The following is a 14,707-nucleotide window of genomic DNA, read 5'->3' as shown; positions in this document are numbered from 1 at the left end:
CCAACATGACATCCCGATCCTTGACCGAACCGCGCGCCCGTGCCTCGCTCAGCCGACACCGCAGCGTCTGGGAGATGCGGGCCGATGGCTGGATCAGCCTGGTGGACGATCTCAGCCGGCTGGCCATCCTGCCCGCGGAGCATCCCGAGCGCGAAAGCCGGCTCGCGCATGTGCGCCGCATCCTCGACGCGCTGGCGCCGGTCGAGAGCTACTGGGCCTTTCCCGGCGGCCGGGTGTTCGGCGAGCTGTGCCTGTGGATCGAGCGCGAGGAACTGGCGCGCGCGCACCAGGCAGCCCGGCGCATCCACCGTGTGCTGGCCGCGCGCACCTACCGCCACGACCCCAACACGCTGGACAGCGACAACGAGCTGCCCTCGCAGATCGAGACCGACAGCGAACGCCAGGCCCAGCTGGCCCGCCCCTACTTCGAGGTGCTGATCGTCGACGAGATGTCCGCCAGCGAGGAAGACGCGCTGCGCCGCCGCGTGCAACGCAAACGCAGCCCGGACGACGACTTCGTCTTCGACATCGTCGTCGTTCCCAGCTTCGAAGACGCGCTGATCGCCACCCTGGTCAACTTCAACCTGCAGGCGGTGGTCATCCGCCACGGTTTCCCGTTCCGTTCGGTCAACCGGAACGGCATGCTGCGCCGCTTCCTTGAGGGGGTGGACGACAACAGCGAGTCCATGCCCGAGTTCGAGCGCGGACCGCTGCTGGGCCGCCAGATCGCGCAGCTGCGCCCCGAGCTGGACCTGTACCTCGTCACCGACGTCAGCGTCGAGGACGTCGCCGCGCGCGTGGGTGAGGTGTTCAAGCGGATCTTCTTTGGCGAAGAAGACCACATCGAGCTGTACAGCGCCATCATGAAAGGCGTGGGCGAGCGCCACAAAACGCCGTTCTTCCATGCGCTGCGCGACTATGCCAAGCAGCCCACCGGCGTATTCCACGCACTGCCGCTGGCCCGCGGCAAGGCGATCATGAACAGCAACTGGATCGGTGACCTGGCGCAGTTCTACGGCATGAACCTGTTCATGGCCGAGACCTCGGCCACCTCGGGCGGGCTCGATTCGCTGCTCGACCCGGTCGGCCCGCTCAAGCTCGCCCAGGAATATGCCGCCCGCGCCTTCGGCTCACGCCGTACCTACTTCGCGACCAATGGCACCTCCACCTGCAACAAGATCGTGGTGCAGGCGCTGGTGCGGCCCGACGACATCGTGCTGGTGGACCGCAACTGCCACAAGTCGCACCACTACGGCCTGGTGCTGGCGGGCGCGCAGGTGGCCTACCTCGACTCGTATCCGCTGGACCAGTACTCGATGTACGGCGCGGTGCCCCTGCGCCACATCAAGGAGACCCTGCTGGGCTTCCGGCGCGCCGGCACGCTCGACCGCGTGCGCATGGTCCTGCTCACCAACTGCACCTTCGACGGCATCGTCTATGACGTCGAGCGGGTGATGCTGGAATGCCTGGCCATCAAGCCCGACCTGGTCTTCCTGTGGGACGAGGCCTGGTTCGCCTTCGCGCGCTGCCACCCCATCTATCGCCAGCGCACCGCCATGGCCAGCGCCGCCAAGCTGTGCGAGACCTTCAAGGATCCGGCCTACGCCAAGCGCTACGCCGATTTCGCCGCCAGCATCGACTGGAATGACGACGAACAGCTGCTCGACACCCGCCTGATCCCCGACCCGGCCCGGGCGCGCGTGCGCGTCTACGCCACGCACTCCACGCACAAGACGCTGACCGCGCTGCGCCAGGGCTCGATGATCCACATCTGGGACCAGGACTTCAAGGACAAGGCGGAGGAATCGTTCCACGAGGCCTACATGACGCATACGTCGACCTCGCCGAACTACCAGATCCTTGCATCGCTCGATGTGGGCCGCCGCCAGGTGGAGCTGGAAGGCTACGAGCTGATCCAGCGCCAGCTGGAGCTGGCGATGAGCCTGCGCGAGCAGGTGCTGCACCACCCGCTGCTCAAGCGCTATTTCCGCTTCCTGCGCATCGGCGACCTGGTGCCGCTGGCCTACCGCGAATCCGGCGTGGACAACTACTACAACGACGAGACGGGCTGGGACAACCTCGAGGCTGCGTGGCGCAGCGATGAATTCGTGCTCGACCCGACGCGTGCGACCCTGGTGATCGGCACGACCGGCATGGACGGCGACACCTTCAAGAACAAGGAGTTGATGGACAAGTACGGCATCCAGATCAACAAGACCTCGCGCAACACCGTGCTGTTCATGACGAACATCGGCAGCACGCGCTCCGCGATCGCCTACCTGATCGAGGTGCTGATCAAGATCGCCCGCGACGTCGACGCGCGCGTGGCCGACATGAGCGCCATCGAGCGGCGCATCCATGAAAAGCGCGTGCGTTCGCTGACGCTGGAGCAGCCGCCGCTGCCCAATTTCTCGAGCTTCCACTTCGCGTTCCGCGGCCGCAGCGTCGAGGGGCGTGCCGGCACCCGCGACGGCGACATCCGCAGCGCCTTCTTCCTCTCGTACGACGACACGAACTGCGAATACATCGACATGCCCGAGGCTGCCCACGCCATCGCCCAGGGGCGCGAATTGGTGTCTGCGCTCTTCGTGATTCCCTATCCACCGGGCTTTCCCATCCTGGTTCCAGGGCAGGTGATCAGCGCCGAGATCCTGGAATTCATGGCGGCGCTGGACGTGCGTGAAATCCACGGTTTCCGCCCCGAGCTGGGCTTCCGCATCTTCAGCCAGCCCGCGCTGGATCGGGCCGCGCAGGCCACCGCCGCCCGAGCGGCGCTCGCGCTGTCCGGCCGCGCCGCGCAAGCCCAGGCCAGCGACGCGATCGCGCCCGCCGAACTGGTTCTGGCTACCGAGTCCCCTACCCCAAAGAAGTCCAACCCGAGGAGCAAGAAGTGAGCAACAAAGTCAAGAGCATCTCCGATCTGCTGCTGATGTTCCACCGCAACGAGCGGCCGATCTACTTCATCAGCGCGACCAACTTCAACCTGCTGGGCATGGACCGATGGGTCAACCGCTTCCGCTACATCAACTACATAGACTGCTTCGACGGACGCCACCCCAACGTCTTCGTGCCGCAGGAGCTTCCGCATGAGGAATTCCAGTCCATCGAGGACATCAACAACTACCTGCTGCAGCACAAGGACGTGGTTGACCTGATCGAGCGCCGCGGCGGCAAGCCGGTCGCCACCTTCCTGATGTTCGACGAGAAGACCGAGGAGCTGGCCAAGGAACTGGGCATGGAAGTCTGGTTCCCGCCAGCCAAGCTGCGCCAGCGCTGCGACAACAAGATGGAGACCGTGCGCATCGGCAACAAGGCCGGCGTGCATTCGGTGCCCAACGCACTGGAGAAGGTCGACAGCTACCAGCACCTGATGCAGATCGCCGAGCGCAACGGCCTGGGCAAGGACCTGGTGGTGCAGTCGGCCTTCGGCGACTCGGGCCACACCACCTTCTTCATCGCCTCGGAAGACGACTTCAACAAGCACAAGGATGAGATCGTCAACGACCCCGAGGTCAAGATCATGAAGCGCATCAACTGCCGCGGCGCCACGCTGGAGGCCTGCGCCACGCAGTCGGGCACGCTGGTGGGCCCGCTGCTGACCGAGGTGGTGGGCGCGCGTGAGCTCACGCCCTACAAGGGCGGCTGGTGCGGCAACGAGGTCTTTCCCGGCGCCTTCTCCGAAGAGGTGCGCGCCAAGGCGCGCGACATGGCCGAGCGCTTCGGCAACCAGCTGCTGGCCGAGGGCTACCGCGGCTATTTCGACCTCGACTTCTTGATCGACACCGACAACGGCGAGGTGTACCTGGGCGAGCTGAACCCGCGCATCTGCGGCGCCAGCCCCATGACCAACCACGCCGCCTTCGCCTACGCCGATGCGCCGCTGTTCCTGTTCCACCTGCTCGAATTCTCCGGCGTGCCGTTCGACCTGAACGTCAAGGAGATCAACGAGCGCTGGGCCCAGCCGCACTTCATAGACTCCTGGTCCCAGGTGGTCATCAAGTACACCTCCGACAAGATCGACCAGGTCACGCACGCGCCGGCCACCGGCATTTACCGCATGGCCGAGGACGGCAGCGTAGCCTACCAGCGCTTCGACTACAACCGCAAGGCCATCGACTCGGAGCGCGAGGCGTTCTTCCTGCGCATCACCGGGCCTGGCGACTACCGCTACGAGGGCGCCGACCTGGGCATCCTGATCACGCGCGGCCGCTCGATGGACGACAACTTCAAGCTCAACGTCCGGGCGCGCGACTGGATCCGCGGCATCCAGAACTACTACGCCGGCAAGCCCATCCTGGCCACCCAGCAAGAGGCCGCCCCCACGCCGGGTTCGTTCAAGATCCTGTGACGCCATCCGCCATGCCGATCCACATCCACTTCCGAGCCATCGCCGAAGACCAGCCCGGCGAGAAATGGAAGGCGCTGTGCGATCAGGCCTGGCCTTACTACCGGGCCTGGTTCCTGCGCCAGGGTGCGGTGGCGCGCGCCAGCTTCCTGGAGTGCCGCCGGGCCCTGCGCCAGCACATGCCCGAATTGGTGCCTACCTGGGAGCGGCTGGTGGAGCTGGCCGGCGGCGGCGATATCGAGGCGCGCTTTCTGTCGCTGTGGAACCCGCCGCCCTATATCACCGGCTGCTCACAGGCGGTCTGGCTTGACCCCGGCGGCCAACACGAGCCCATGCTGCTGCGCAACTACGACTTTGCGCCAGCACTGCTGGAGGGCAGCTGGCTGTCTACCCGCTGGAGCGGTCAGCGCGTGGTCGCCATGGGCGACTGCCTGTGGGGCGCGCTGGATGGCATGAACGAGTCGGGCCTGGCCGCATCGCTGTCATTCGGCGGCCGCACCGTCTGCGGTGACGGCTTCGGTATTCCGCTGGTGCTGCGCTATGTGCTCGAGGTGGCGCAAGACACGGCCTCGGCCGTTTCCATCCTGCAACGCGTGCCGGTGCACATGTGCTACAGCGTCACGTTGCTCGATGCCCAAGGCGACTGGGCCACCGTGTTCCTGAACCCGGACCGGCCCGTCGAAGTCACCCGCCATCGGGCCATCACCAACTTCCAGCACTCCGTGGAATGGCCCGCGCACGCGCAGGCCACCTCGGCTTGCGAGCGGCTTGCCGCGTTGCAGGCCCAGCTCGGCACCGGCGCCCCCGCCTCTGCGGCCGTGGGAGCCATGCTGCGCGAGCCCTTGTTCCAGCCCGCCTGGCTGCGCGGCTACGGCACGTTGTACACGGCGGCCTACGCCCCACAGTCCGGCCGGATGGAACTGCACTGGCCCGGCCAGAGCTGGCCGCAGGCCGTCAAAGCCTTCGAGGAAGGCTGTCGGGAGATCGTTTACGCCAACACGCCTCCCAGCCATCCCCATGGCTAGCAATGGATAACAACAGATTTTTGAAGGAGACACTGCCATGAGTGCAACCACAGCTCCCAGCGCACCAAGCGCCTCTACCAAGAAAAAACTGCCCGCCGCCGTCTGGATCCTGATCGCCATGGTGATCGGCATCGTGATCGGCCACATGATCTTCATCAACTTCCCGGACAAGAAGAGTGCCGCCGAAATGGCAGGCTACATCTCCATCCTGTCCGACATCTTCCTGCGTCTCATCAAGATGCTGATCGGCCCGCTGGTCTTTTCCACGCTGGTGGTGGGCATCGCGCACATGGGCGACGCATCTTCCATCGGCCGGGTGTTTTTCAAGGCCATGGCATGGTTCCTGAGTGCCTCGCTGGTATCCCTGCTGCTGGGCATGGTGCTGGTCAACCTCATGCAGCCGGGCGCCAACTTTGGGTTACCGCTGCCCGAGATCGGTACCTCGGCCAACCTGGCCACCGGCAAGTTCACGCTCAAGGATTTCATCAGCCACATGGTGCCCAAGTCCTTCGCCGAGGCCATGGCCAACAACGAGATCCTGCAGATCGTGGTGTTCTCGATGTTCTTCGGCGTGGCGCTGGCCGCGCTGGGCGAGAAGGGCAAGACCCTGCTCGATGCGGTCGACCAGCTCTCGCATGTGATGCTCAAGATCACCGGCTACGTGATGAAGCTCGCCCCGGTCGCCGTGATGGCGGCCATGGCCGCCACCATAGCGGTGAACGGGCTGGGTGTGCTGCTCAAGTTCGCCGTCTTCATGGGGGACTTCTACATCGCGCTGATCGTGCTGTGGCTGGTGCTGATCTTGGCCGGCTTCCTGTTCCTGGGAGGACGCGTTTTCAAGCTGCTCAAGCTCATCAAGGAGCCCTTCATGATCTCCTTCGCCACCGCCAGCTCCGAGGCCGCCTACCCCAAGATCCTCGACGCGCTGGACCGCTTCGGCGTCAAGCGCAAGATCTCGAGCTTCGTCATGCCGCTGGGCTACTCGTTCAACCTCGACGGCTCGATGATCTACTGCACCTTTGCATCGCTGTTCATTGCACAGGCCTATGGCATTGAGCTGTCGCTGGGCACGCAGATCACCATGCTGCTGGTGCTGATGGTTACGTCCAAGGGCATCGCTGGCGTGCCGCGCGCCTCGCTGGTGGTGATCGCCGCGACGCTGAACCAGTTCAACATTCCCGAGGCCGGACTGCTGCTGATCCTGGGCGTGGACAGCTTCCTCGACATGGGCCGCTCGGCGACGAACGCGGTGGGCAACTCGATTGCCAGCGCCGTGGTCGCCAAGTGGGAGGGCGAGCTGCTGCCCGAAGCCGAGGCCGAGACCAATGCCGCGCGCCTGGACCAGGAGCTGCAAGCCACACTGGCCCATCCTGTATCTGCCGCCCACTCCTAAGCCGAGTGACAAGGAACCTGCCATGAACCTCAAATGGACATGGAAACTGCGGCCCATGCAGGCATGCGTGATGGGCCTCATGCTGCTGGCCGGGACAGCCCAGGCGCAAGATCGCGACGCAGCCACCCGCGCCTCCGGCAACCTGTCACCGTCCGCACTCAGCGGCACGCTGGCCAAGCTGCGCGGCAGCGGCACCATCGCGCTGGGCTACCGCGAGGCCTCGGTGCCGTTCTCGTACCTCAACGCCCGCCAGCAGCCCATCGGCTACTCCATCGAGCTGTGCAAGGCGCTGGTCACGTCGATCGAGGACGCGATCAACAAGACGCTCACCATCCAGTGGGTGCCGGTCACCTCGGACAACCGCATCGCCGCGGTGACCAGCGGCAAGGTGGACCTGGAGTGCGGCTCCACCACCAGCAACCTGGAGCGCCAAAAGCAAGTGGCCTTCTCGCCCATCATGTTTGTGGCCGGCACCAAGGTGATGGTGAAACAGGGCACGGCCATCCGCAGCTTCCGCGACCTGGCCGGCAAGAAGGTGGCGGTGACGGCCGGCACCACGAACGAGAAGACGCTGCGCGACCTGGACGCCAAGTTCAAGCTCGGCATCCAGCTGCAGGTGGTGCCCGACCACGCCCAGGGCTTTGCCCAGGTGGCCGCGGGCGGCGCCGATGCCTTTGCCACCGACGATGTGCTGCTGTACGGGCTGATCGCGGAGAACGCGGGCAAGGGTGGCAAGTTCGAGGTGGTGGGCGACTACCTCTCGTACGACCCCTACGCCATCATGTTCCGCAAGGACGATCCGCAGCTCGCGCAGGTGGTCGCCAGGAGCTTCCAGGAGCTGGCCGAGGACGGCGAGATCGAGCGCCAGTACAAGCGCTGGTTCCTGCGCAAGCTGCCCTCGGGCACCAGCCTGGACCTGCCCATGAGCGCGCAGCTGCAGACCATCATCGAAACCATGGTCATCAAGCCGGAGTAAGTGGAATATAAAAATCATAGCAGCTGGCGCTTGATAACAGACATATTCAAATACATTTGCATTTGAAATGCTTGTACGGCAAGCGCCAGCAGCTCCTATTTTTGCAAGGAGGTCTTACCATGAGCACCGATCCATCTTTTCGCAGCGAGCACGACCTGCTGGGAGACCGCGAGGTTCCCGCGGACGCCTACTATGGCGTGCACACCTTGCGCGCGCAGGAGAACTTCCCGATCACCGGCACGCCGATCTCGATCTACCCCGAGCTGATCCGGGCGCTGGCCAGCATCAAGCAGGCGGCGGCACTGGCCAACCGCGACCTGGGCTTGCTGGACGAGCCACGCTGCGATGCGATCGTCAACGCATGCCTGGAGCTGCAGGCCGGGCGGCTGCACGAGCAGTTCGTGGTCGACGTGATCCAGGGCGGCGCCGGCACCTCGACCAACATGAACGCCAACGAGGTGATCGCGAACCGCGCGCTGGAACTGCTGGGCCACCGCAAGGGTGAGTACCAGTACCTGCACCCCAACGAGCAGGTGAACATCGGGCAGAGCACCAACGACGTCTACCCGTCCGCGCTCAAGATCGCGACCTGGTTCGGCATCCACCAGCTGATCGACGCCATGGAGGTGCTGCGCGTGGCCTTCGAGCACAAGGCCGATGAGTTCAAGCATGTGCTGAAGATGGGCCGCACCCAGCTCCAGGACGCCGTACCCATGACCCTGGGCCAGGAGTTCAGCACCTACGCGGTCATGATCGGCGAGGACCAGGCGCGGCTGCGCGAAGCCGTGCTGCTGATCTGCGAGATCAACATGGGCGCCACCGCCATCGGCACCGGCATCACCGCGCACCCGGACTATGCGCCACGGGTGCTCAAGCACCTGCAGGAGATCACCGGCATTGCGCTGCAGACCGCGCCCAACCTGATCGAGGCCACGCAGGACTGCGGCGCCTTCGTGCAGCTGTCCGGCGTGCTCAAGCGGGTGGCGGTCAAGCTCTCGAAGACCTGCAACGACCTGCGGCTGCTGTCCAGCGGCCCGCGCGCGGGCCTGGGCGAGATCAACCTGCCGCCCATGCAGGCGGGCTCGAGCATCATGCCAGGCAAGGTGAACCCGGTCATCCCCGAGGTGGTGAACCAGATCGCCTACGAGGTCATCGGCAACGACGTGACCGTCAGCTTCGCGGCCGAGGCCGGGCAACTGCAGCTCAATGCGTTCGAGCCCATCATCGCCCACAGCATCTTCAAGAGCGTGAGCCACCTGCGCAACGGCTGCCTGACGCTGGCCGAGCGCTGCGTGAAGGGCATCACGGCCAACGAGGCGCACCTGCGCGCCTCGGTGGAGAACTCCATCGGCATCGTGACGGCGCTCAATCCCTACATCGGCTATGCCAACGCCACCGCCGTCGCGCAGGAAGCCCATGCCAGCGGCGGCAGCGTCTACGACATCGTGCTGGCCAAGGGCCTGCTGTCCAAGGCGCAACTCGACGAAATCCTGCGGCCCGAGGTCCTCACGCAGCCCACGGCGCTGAAGCTGGGCGCCTGACGCCCCCAATCCCATCTCCCACCATCGAAAGGTTTTCTCCCATGTCCCATTCCAGCGCACTCGACACCGCGGCCAGCGAAGCCGTCGAAGACTTGGCGGCCGACGTCAACGCCGTGCTGTCGTCCCCCGAACTCGAAGCCGATCCGCAGATCCAGGCGCTGCGCCAGCGCCTCAAGGCCCGCCTCGCCACGGCGCGGCAGGCCATCGGGGACAAGCGCCAGCATGCCGCGCGCAAGGCCCGGGAGGCCGCCACCCAGGTCAACACCTATGTCCGCGAGGAGCCCTGGAATGCCACTGCCGGCGCGCTGGCGGCCGGACTCGCGATCGGGCTGAGCATCGGCCTGCTGCTGGGCCGGCGGGCGGATGACTGAAATGCCACCGCGTTGATTTCCGCTGCTTCAGGACTCGGCAGTAAACCCGATCTTCTTGACCAGCGGCCCCCAGCGCTCGGTCTGCTTGCGCTGCGACTCGGCCATCTCCTCGGGCGACGAGGCCGCAGCCACCAGCCCCAGACCTGCCAGCGAATCAATCACCGAGCGGTCCTGCAATGCGGTTCGCAGCGCCGCATTGGCGGACTGCACGATCGCCGCCGGCGTCCTGGCTGGCGCATAGAAGCCGAACCACTCCTCGCTGCTGAGCATCGGAAAACCCTGCTCCGCAAAAGTGGGCACATCGGGCGTGAAGATCGTGCGCTTGGGCCCCGAGGTGGCAAGCAGGCGCAGCTTGCCGGCCTTGTATTGCGGCAGCAGGTCGCCGGTCGTGGTGAACATGACGGGGATCTGGCCGGCGATCACGTCCGCGATGCCGGGCACGGCGCCACGGTAGGGAATCTGCACCAGTGGCAGCCCGGCCTCCATGCCCAGCAGCGCGCCCAGGAAATGCGAGGTCGAGCCGGCCGCCGGCGAGCCGTAGCCGTTGTACTGCGGATTGGCCTTCACCCAGGCCACGTAGTCCTGAACGGTCTTGACCGAGGATGGCACCATCGGCCCCACGGCCATGGCCTGCGTGGTGGTGGCGGCGATGCCCACGGGCACGAAATCGGCCACGGGGTCATAGCCCAGCTTCTTGTAGACGAACGGAAAGATCACCATGCACGAATATGGCGTGCACAAGAGGGTCTGTCCATCCGGCAACGCGTTCTTCACCGCCATGCAGGCGATCTGGCCGCTCGCGCCGGAGCGGTTGTCCACGATCGCGGTTTCCGCGAAATTGCCCCCGAGCTTCTCGGCCACCCGGCGCCCGACCAGGTCGGTGGTGCCGCCCGGCGCAAAGCCGACGATGATCTTCGTGGACTTGAGCTTCTCCGCCCAGGCTGGGCGGGGTGCGAGCGAAGGTACGGCAGCGGCAGCAGCGCCGGCAGCCAGCAAATGGCGACGAGTCAGCATGGGAACTCCGGTTTCTGAGGTGGGGAAAGGATGGAGGGACGCTAGGTGGCGCAATAGCCGCCGTCGACCGGCAGCGTCACGCCGGTGATGCAGGCGGCCTCGCTGCTGGCCAGGAAACGGACCGCGTTGGCCACGTCATCGGGGTGTACCGTGCGATTCAACGGCACCCGGGACAGGAAGGCCGCCAGGGCAGCAGGATCATTGCGCGTGCCTTGCGTCATCTCGGTATCGGTGATGCCAGGCGCGACCGCGTTCACGCGCACACCATCGGCACCCAGCTCCAGGGCCAGCGCCTGCGTCAGCTGCTTGACGCCGCCCTTGGACGCCGTATAGGCCGCTGAATTTCTCACCGCCACAAAAGCGTGAATCGACGCGACGTTGACAATGCAGCCCCGCGTGCGGCGCAGTTGCGCCTGATAGGCATGCGCCACATGGAAGCAGCCGTCAAGATTGACGCTCAAGGTGCGGCGCCACTGGCTGAGCACCTGCGCATCATCCAGCACAGTGCGCAGCAGCACACCGGCATTGCTGACCAGCACGTCACAGGGGCCCAGTTGCCGCTCGGTGGCGGCGGCGACGTCCTGCATGGCCTGTGCGTCAGCCACATCGGCGGCGCAATCAAAGACTGCAGCGCCCTGCCCGCGCAGCTCTTCGGCCGCCTGCCGCACACGCCCGCCATCGAGATCGACCATGGCTACACGGGCACCGTCCAGCGCGAAGCGGCGCGAGATCGCCAAGCCGATGCCCTGGGCAGCGCCAGTGACCACGACCGTCTTGCCTTGGAATGTCATTGCACGCTCTGATCGATCATCAAGCTTGCAGAAAGGCCAGCGTGCGCTCGCGGGCCTGCGCCGCTGCCGGTGCGTCGAAGTGCTCGCCGTCTGGCCGCGCGAAAGCATGGTCGCATCCGGCATACACATGAACCGGCATCCGATCCTGGCGCGCAGCGCGGTCCAGGATCGTTTGACGAGCCTGCGCCGGCACGAATGCGTCGCGCTCAGCGACATGGAGCATGCAGGGGGCCATTGCCACCCGCTCAGCAGGCAGCAATGCCTCCAGGCCCACGCCGTAGTAGCTCACCGCGGCGCTGATCGGCGTGGACATGGCCATCATGACCGCCAAGCGGCCGCCCAGGCAGTAGCCCAGGGCGGCGACCTTCTCGCCACGCCCCTGCGCCACGAACCATTGGCGTGCTGCGTCGAGATCACGCACCGCGCGGTCCTGGTCCATGCCTTGCATCAATGCAACGCCGCGCTGGAATTGCTCGGGCTGGCGCGGATCCAGTTCGAGTCCGGCCTCTTGCCGCGCAAACAGGTCCGGGCACAGCACCTCGAAGCCCTCGCGCGCCCAGGCCTGGGCAGCCTCCTTCATGGAGGCATTGATGCCGAAGATCTCCTGAATCAGAACCAGGGGACGGCCGCTGCCGGTGGCGCTGGGGACATGGAGCGCGGGGATTTCAAAGCCGTCGTCGGCATGGAGCTTGATGAAGTTCATGGAAGGTTTCCTGAGGATGAAAGTAAATCGAACGCCTACGCAGCGCCTCTTTGGCTCTTGAGTTCGATGGAAATCAAGAGCGGGTTGTGGACAGATCGCACGTACTCGATGAGCGAGCCATCTGCGGCATACAGCCAGGCCTGGACCTGCAGGCCTGCAGAGCCGACGGGTAGGTCCAGAGCCCGGGCAATTTCCTCATTCAGAGCGCAGGCGCCGATGCGGTGGCTGATGCTGTGAACGGCCAAGCCATAGACCTGCTCCACCAGCGCGTAGATGGAGTCCACCTCGCGCTCCAGGAAGGGGGCAATGCCCGCGTACTTGTTGTCCACGTAAACGGTCGTCCAGGTCGAGAGCGCGCTGGCCCCCTGGAGGTGGCGCACCCCGGCCACGGCCAGCCAATAGCCAGTCGCGCTGGCAATGCCTGCCAACCCTTCGTCGGGCTCGCCCTTGACCGTGCTCACCTCATCGATGCGCATCGCGGTCTGGCCGGCGAGCCGCAAGATGTTGTCGAGGCCATCCATCTGCTGGACATAGGCGGTGGCCATGCCAGAAGCGATGATTTTGGTTCCTACCTTTCTGACACGCTGGACCACCCCGCCCTTTTCCAGGATGTCCAGCGCCTGGCGCAGCGTCACCCGGCTCACGCCGAGTTCCTTGGCAAAATCCAGCTCCTTCGGAAGAATGGTGCCAATGGCCAACTCGCCAGACTTGATGCGCTCGAGCAAGGCACTGCTCACCTGCCGGTAGAGCGGCTCAGAAGGAGTGACGGAGGAAGAGTTTTTCATAAGTTCCAACCTAATAATAAAGTTATGACTTTAATTTTGCAAGGCAAAAAATCTAGGGTGAATACCAGGAAAACCCTCAGCAACTTCACCCCCGCCAAAGGGCTTGGATACAGTCGAGAATGCAGCCCCCTCCGGCAGCAGATAGCGCGATGAAGTCAGGGAAGGCGGCTGCATAAGGTAGCGGTCAGCCGCGTGGGGGCACGATGGAAAGAGCGGACGTGGCGACAATGGACCCTGCGCGGTTTTGCGCACGAGCTGAAACGTGAGCCACCCTGGCGTTTCCCTGGGACTGGTTCAGCACGAGGCCATCGGCCAATGGCAAACGATCAACGCCCTACCAAGGAGGGCGATGCGGGCTAGGCGCTTGTCTTGCATGATGCAGATGCACCCCCGCACGGCGTCAAATACGAGGTCAATTCGCCGATGCGGCCTCTATGCCGTATCCTGACATTCAGGCTAGGTTGGTTGCCATGCCCGCCGGTGAAAGATTGCGGCACCAAAGAACCCACGCTGCCCAAGCTACTCAAACTGTTCGCCATGCGCGAGATTGGCGAGGCAGGCCTTTATCACCAGACCTACGCCGCCCAACACCCGGGAACAATCTAGCACTTGCACCTCTAGGTCGTAGCATGCAGTCACTAGCCAAGGCATCTATTGCCAATAGGACGCACCCTGGCTACACGCTCTGAAACGACAAACCCGGCACGTAGGCCGGGTTTGGTATTTGGTGGGTCGTAGTGGGATCGAACCACTGGCTTCCACCGTGTGAAGGTGGCACTCTACCGCTGAGTTAACGACCCGGTAGACAACATATCGACGGATAAGCTGAAATCAAAATTTTCGTACTTTCCGTACCGTGCCATCTGCGGAGCCTTCTCAATAAGCTCAACTTGTTGACTTTATTAAGAAAAACTGGTGGGTGATACATGGATCGAACATGTGACCCCTGCCGTGTGAAGGCAGTGCTCTACCGCTGAGCTAATCACCCGTGCCGCTGTGTGGCAAGACCGCTATTATGTCACCAAATTCACGCTACAAAAGAAATCAGGCAAATTTTTTCCAGACGGTCTTGTCGCCGCTGGATTTGTCGATCTGCGCCAGCACCGCGTCGTGCGCGGCCAGTTCCTGTTCGTTCGGCGCCAGCACCGGCAGCTCGAACTGGCTCAGGTCCACGCGGGCCAGCGTGATGCCTTGCGACTGCGCGCTGTCGGCGCTGCTGTCGGCCACGTCCAGCAATTGCTCCTGGCCGCGCGTCATGTTGATGTAGACGTCGGCCAGCAGCTCGGCATCGAGCAAGGCGCCGTGCAGCGTGCGGCCGGAGTTGTCCACGTCCAGGCGGTCGCACAGCGCGTCGAGCGAGTTGCGCTTGCCGGGGAACAGCTCCTTGGCCATGGCCCAGGTGTCGATCACGCCGCTGACCAGGCTCTTGAGCGGCGGCAGGCCGGCCAGCTCGAACTCCTTGTTCAGGAAGCCCATGTCGAACGCGGCGTTGTGGATGATCAGCTCCGCGCCTTCGAGGTACTCGCGGACCTGGGCCGCCATCTCATGGAAGCGCGGCTTGTCCTTCAGGAACTCGTTGGTGATGCCGTGCACCCGCAGCGCATCCTCGTGGCTGTTGCGGTCCGGGTTGAAGTACAGGTGCAGGTTGTTGCCGCTGAGCCGGCGGTCCAGCAGCTCCACGCAACCCAGTTCGATCACGCGGTCGCCCTGCTCTGCCGACAGGCCGGTGGTTTCCGTGTCGAGGATGATCTGGCGGGACATGG

At 64.6% G+C, this 14,707-nt stretch carries 12 protein-coding genes and 2 tRNA genes; 7 read left to right on the top strand and 7 right to left on the bottom strand.

What is annotated here, in order from left to right:
- Positions 1–5: 5 nt before the first annotated feature.
- From ACYVKR_RS18275 to ACYVKR_RS18245, 7 genes are all read left to right on the top strand, one after another.
- Positions 6–2,894, top strand: coding sequence for an aminotransferase class I/II-fold pyridoxal phosphate-dependent enzyme (locus ACYVKR_RS18275; protein WP_460482383.1), 2,889 nt, complete (start codon positions 6–8; stop codon positions 2,892–2,894).
- Positions 2,891–4,348, top strand: coding sequence for a biotin carboxylase (locus ACYVKR_RS18270; protein WP_460482382.1), 1,458 nt, complete (start codon positions 2,891–2,893; stop codon positions 4,346–4,348). Before ACYVKR_RS18275 ends, ACYVKR_RS18270 begins: the two co-directional genes overlap by 4 nt.
- Positions 4,345–5,370, top strand: a complete 1,026-nt coding sequence (locus ACYVKR_RS18265; protein ID WP_460482381.1) for a C45 family autoproteolytic acyltransferase/hydolase — start codon at positions 4,345–4,347, stop codon at positions 5,368–5,370. The genes ACYVKR_RS18270 and ACYVKR_RS18265 overlap by 4 nt, the downstream gene beginning before the upstream one ends.
- Positions 5,371–5,407: 37 nt before the next feature.
- On the top strand, positions 5,408–6,763 hold the full coding sequence (locus tag ACYVKR_RS18260) for a dicarboxylate/amino acid:cation symporter (RefSeq protein WP_460482380.1): 1,356 nt from the start codon (positions 5,408–5,410) through the stop codon (positions 6,761–6,763).
- Between the two features lie 22 nt (positions 6,764–6,785).
- A complete protein-coding gene (locus ACYVKR_RS18255) occupies positions 6,786–7,739 on the top strand; it encodes an amino acid ABC transporter substrate-binding protein (RefSeq protein WP_460482379.1) in 954 nt (317 codons plus the stop codon).
- Positions 7,740–7,858: 119 nt separating this feature from the next.
- Entirely contained in the window at positions 7,859–9,280 is a 1,422-nt protein-coding gene (aspA, locus tag ACYVKR_RS18250; protein WP_460482378.1) for an aspartate ammonia-lyase, read from the top strand.
- 41 nt (positions 9,281–9,321) lie between these two features.
- Complete coding sequence (locus ACYVKR_RS18245) at positions 9,322–9,651, top strand: DUF883 domain-containing protein (RefSeq protein WP_460482377.1); 330 nt, start codon at positions 9,322–9,324, stop codon at positions 9,649–9,651.
- Positions 9,652–9,678: 27 nt separating this feature from the next.
- Here ACYVKR_RS18245 and ACYVKR_RS18240 read toward each other — a convergent pair whose 3' ends face one another.
- The 7 genes from ACYVKR_RS18240 to dnaQ form a co-directional block, all read right to left on the bottom strand.
- On the bottom strand, positions 9,679–10,665 hold the full coding sequence (locus ACYVKR_RS18240) for a Bug family tripartite tricarboxylate transporter substrate binding protein (protein WP_460482376.1): 987 nt from the start codon (positions 10,663–10,665) through the stop codon (positions 9,679–9,681).
- A 41-nt stretch (positions 10,666–10,706) separates the two neighbouring features.
- Positions 10,707–11,456, bottom strand: coding sequence for an SDR family NAD(P)-dependent oxidoreductase (locus tag ACYVKR_RS18235; RefSeq protein WP_460482375.1), 750 nt, complete (start codon positions 11,454–11,456; stop codon positions 10,707–10,709).
- Positions 11,457–11,475: 19 nt separating this feature from the next.
- Positions 11,476–12,159 (bottom strand): dienelactone hydrolase family protein, encoded by a 684-nt coding sequence (locus ACYVKR_RS18230; RefSeq protein WP_460482374.1) that lies wholly within the window; start codon positions 12,157–12,159, stop codon positions 11,476–11,478.
- A gap of 35 nt (positions 12,160–12,194) precedes the next feature.
- Positions 12,195–12,944, bottom strand: a complete 750-nt coding sequence (locus ACYVKR_RS18225) for a GntR family transcriptional regulator (RefSeq protein ID WP_460482373.1) — start codon at positions 12,942–12,944, stop codon at positions 12,195–12,197.
- A gap of 725 nt (positions 12,945–13,669) precedes the next feature.
- Positions 13,670–13,744: transfer RNA gene (locus tag ACYVKR_RS18220), tRNA-Val, on the bottom strand.
- A gap of 113 nt (positions 13,745–13,857) precedes the next feature.
- A tRNA-Val gene (locus tag ACYVKR_RS18215) sits at positions 13,858–13,932 on the bottom strand.
- Between the two features lie 56 nt (positions 13,933–13,988).
- On the bottom strand, positions 13,989–14,705 hold the full coding sequence (dnaQ, locus tag ACYVKR_RS18210; protein ID WP_460482372.1) for a DNA polymerase III subunit epsilon: 717 nt from the start codon (positions 14,703–14,705) through the stop codon (positions 13,989–13,991).
- Between the last annotated feature and the right edge of the window lie 2 nt (positions 14,706–14,707).

The sequence above is a fragment of the Comamonas humi genome, assembly GCF_054782535.1.
Note: the sequence above shows the minus strand (reverse complement) of the source record. Positions and strands in the feature narration are given on the sequence as shown.

Bases quoted from the DNA above. Each gene is read 5' to 3' on its own strand.
- ACYVKR_RS18260 (WP_460482380.1), top strand. From the start codon at position 5,408: ATGAGTGCAACCACAGCTCCCAGCGCACCAAGCGCCTCTACCAAGAAA.
- ACYVKR_RS18275 (WP_460482383.1), top strand. From the start codon at position 6: ATGACATCCCGATCCTTGACCGAACCGCGCGCCCGTGCCTCGCTCAGC.
- ACYVKR_RS18230 (WP_460482374.1), bottom strand. From the start codon at position 12,159: ATGAACTTCATCAAGCTCCATGCCGACGACGGCTTTGAAATCCCCGCG.
- ACYVKR_RS18245 (WP_460482377.1), top strand. From the start codon at position 9,322: ATGTCCCATTCCAGCGCACTCGACACCGCGGCCAGCGAAGCCGTCGAA.
- dnaQ (WP_460482372.1), bottom strand. From the start codon at position 14,705: ATGTCCCGCCAGATCATCCTCGACACGGAAACCACCGGCCTGTCGGCA.
- ACYVKR_RS18255 (WP_460482379.1), top strand. From the start codon at position 6,786: ATGAACCTCAAATGGACATGGAAACTGCGGCCCATGCAGGCATGCGTG.
- ACYVKR_RS18235 (WP_460482375.1), bottom strand. From the start codon at position 11,456: ATGACATTCCAAGGCAAGACGGTCGTGGTCACTGGCGCTGCCCAGGGC.
- aspA (WP_460482378.1), top strand. From the start codon at position 7,859: ATGAGCACCGATCCATCTTTTCGCAGCGAGCACGACCTGCTGGGAGAC.
- ACYVKR_RS18240 (WP_460482376.1), bottom strand. From the start codon at position 10,665: ATGCTGACTCGTCGCCATTTGCTGGCTGCCGGCGCTGCTGCCGCTGCC.
- ACYVKR_RS18225 (WP_460482373.1), bottom strand. From the start codon at position 12,944: ATGAAAAACTCTTCCTCCGTCACTCCTTCTGAGCCGCTCTACCGGCAG.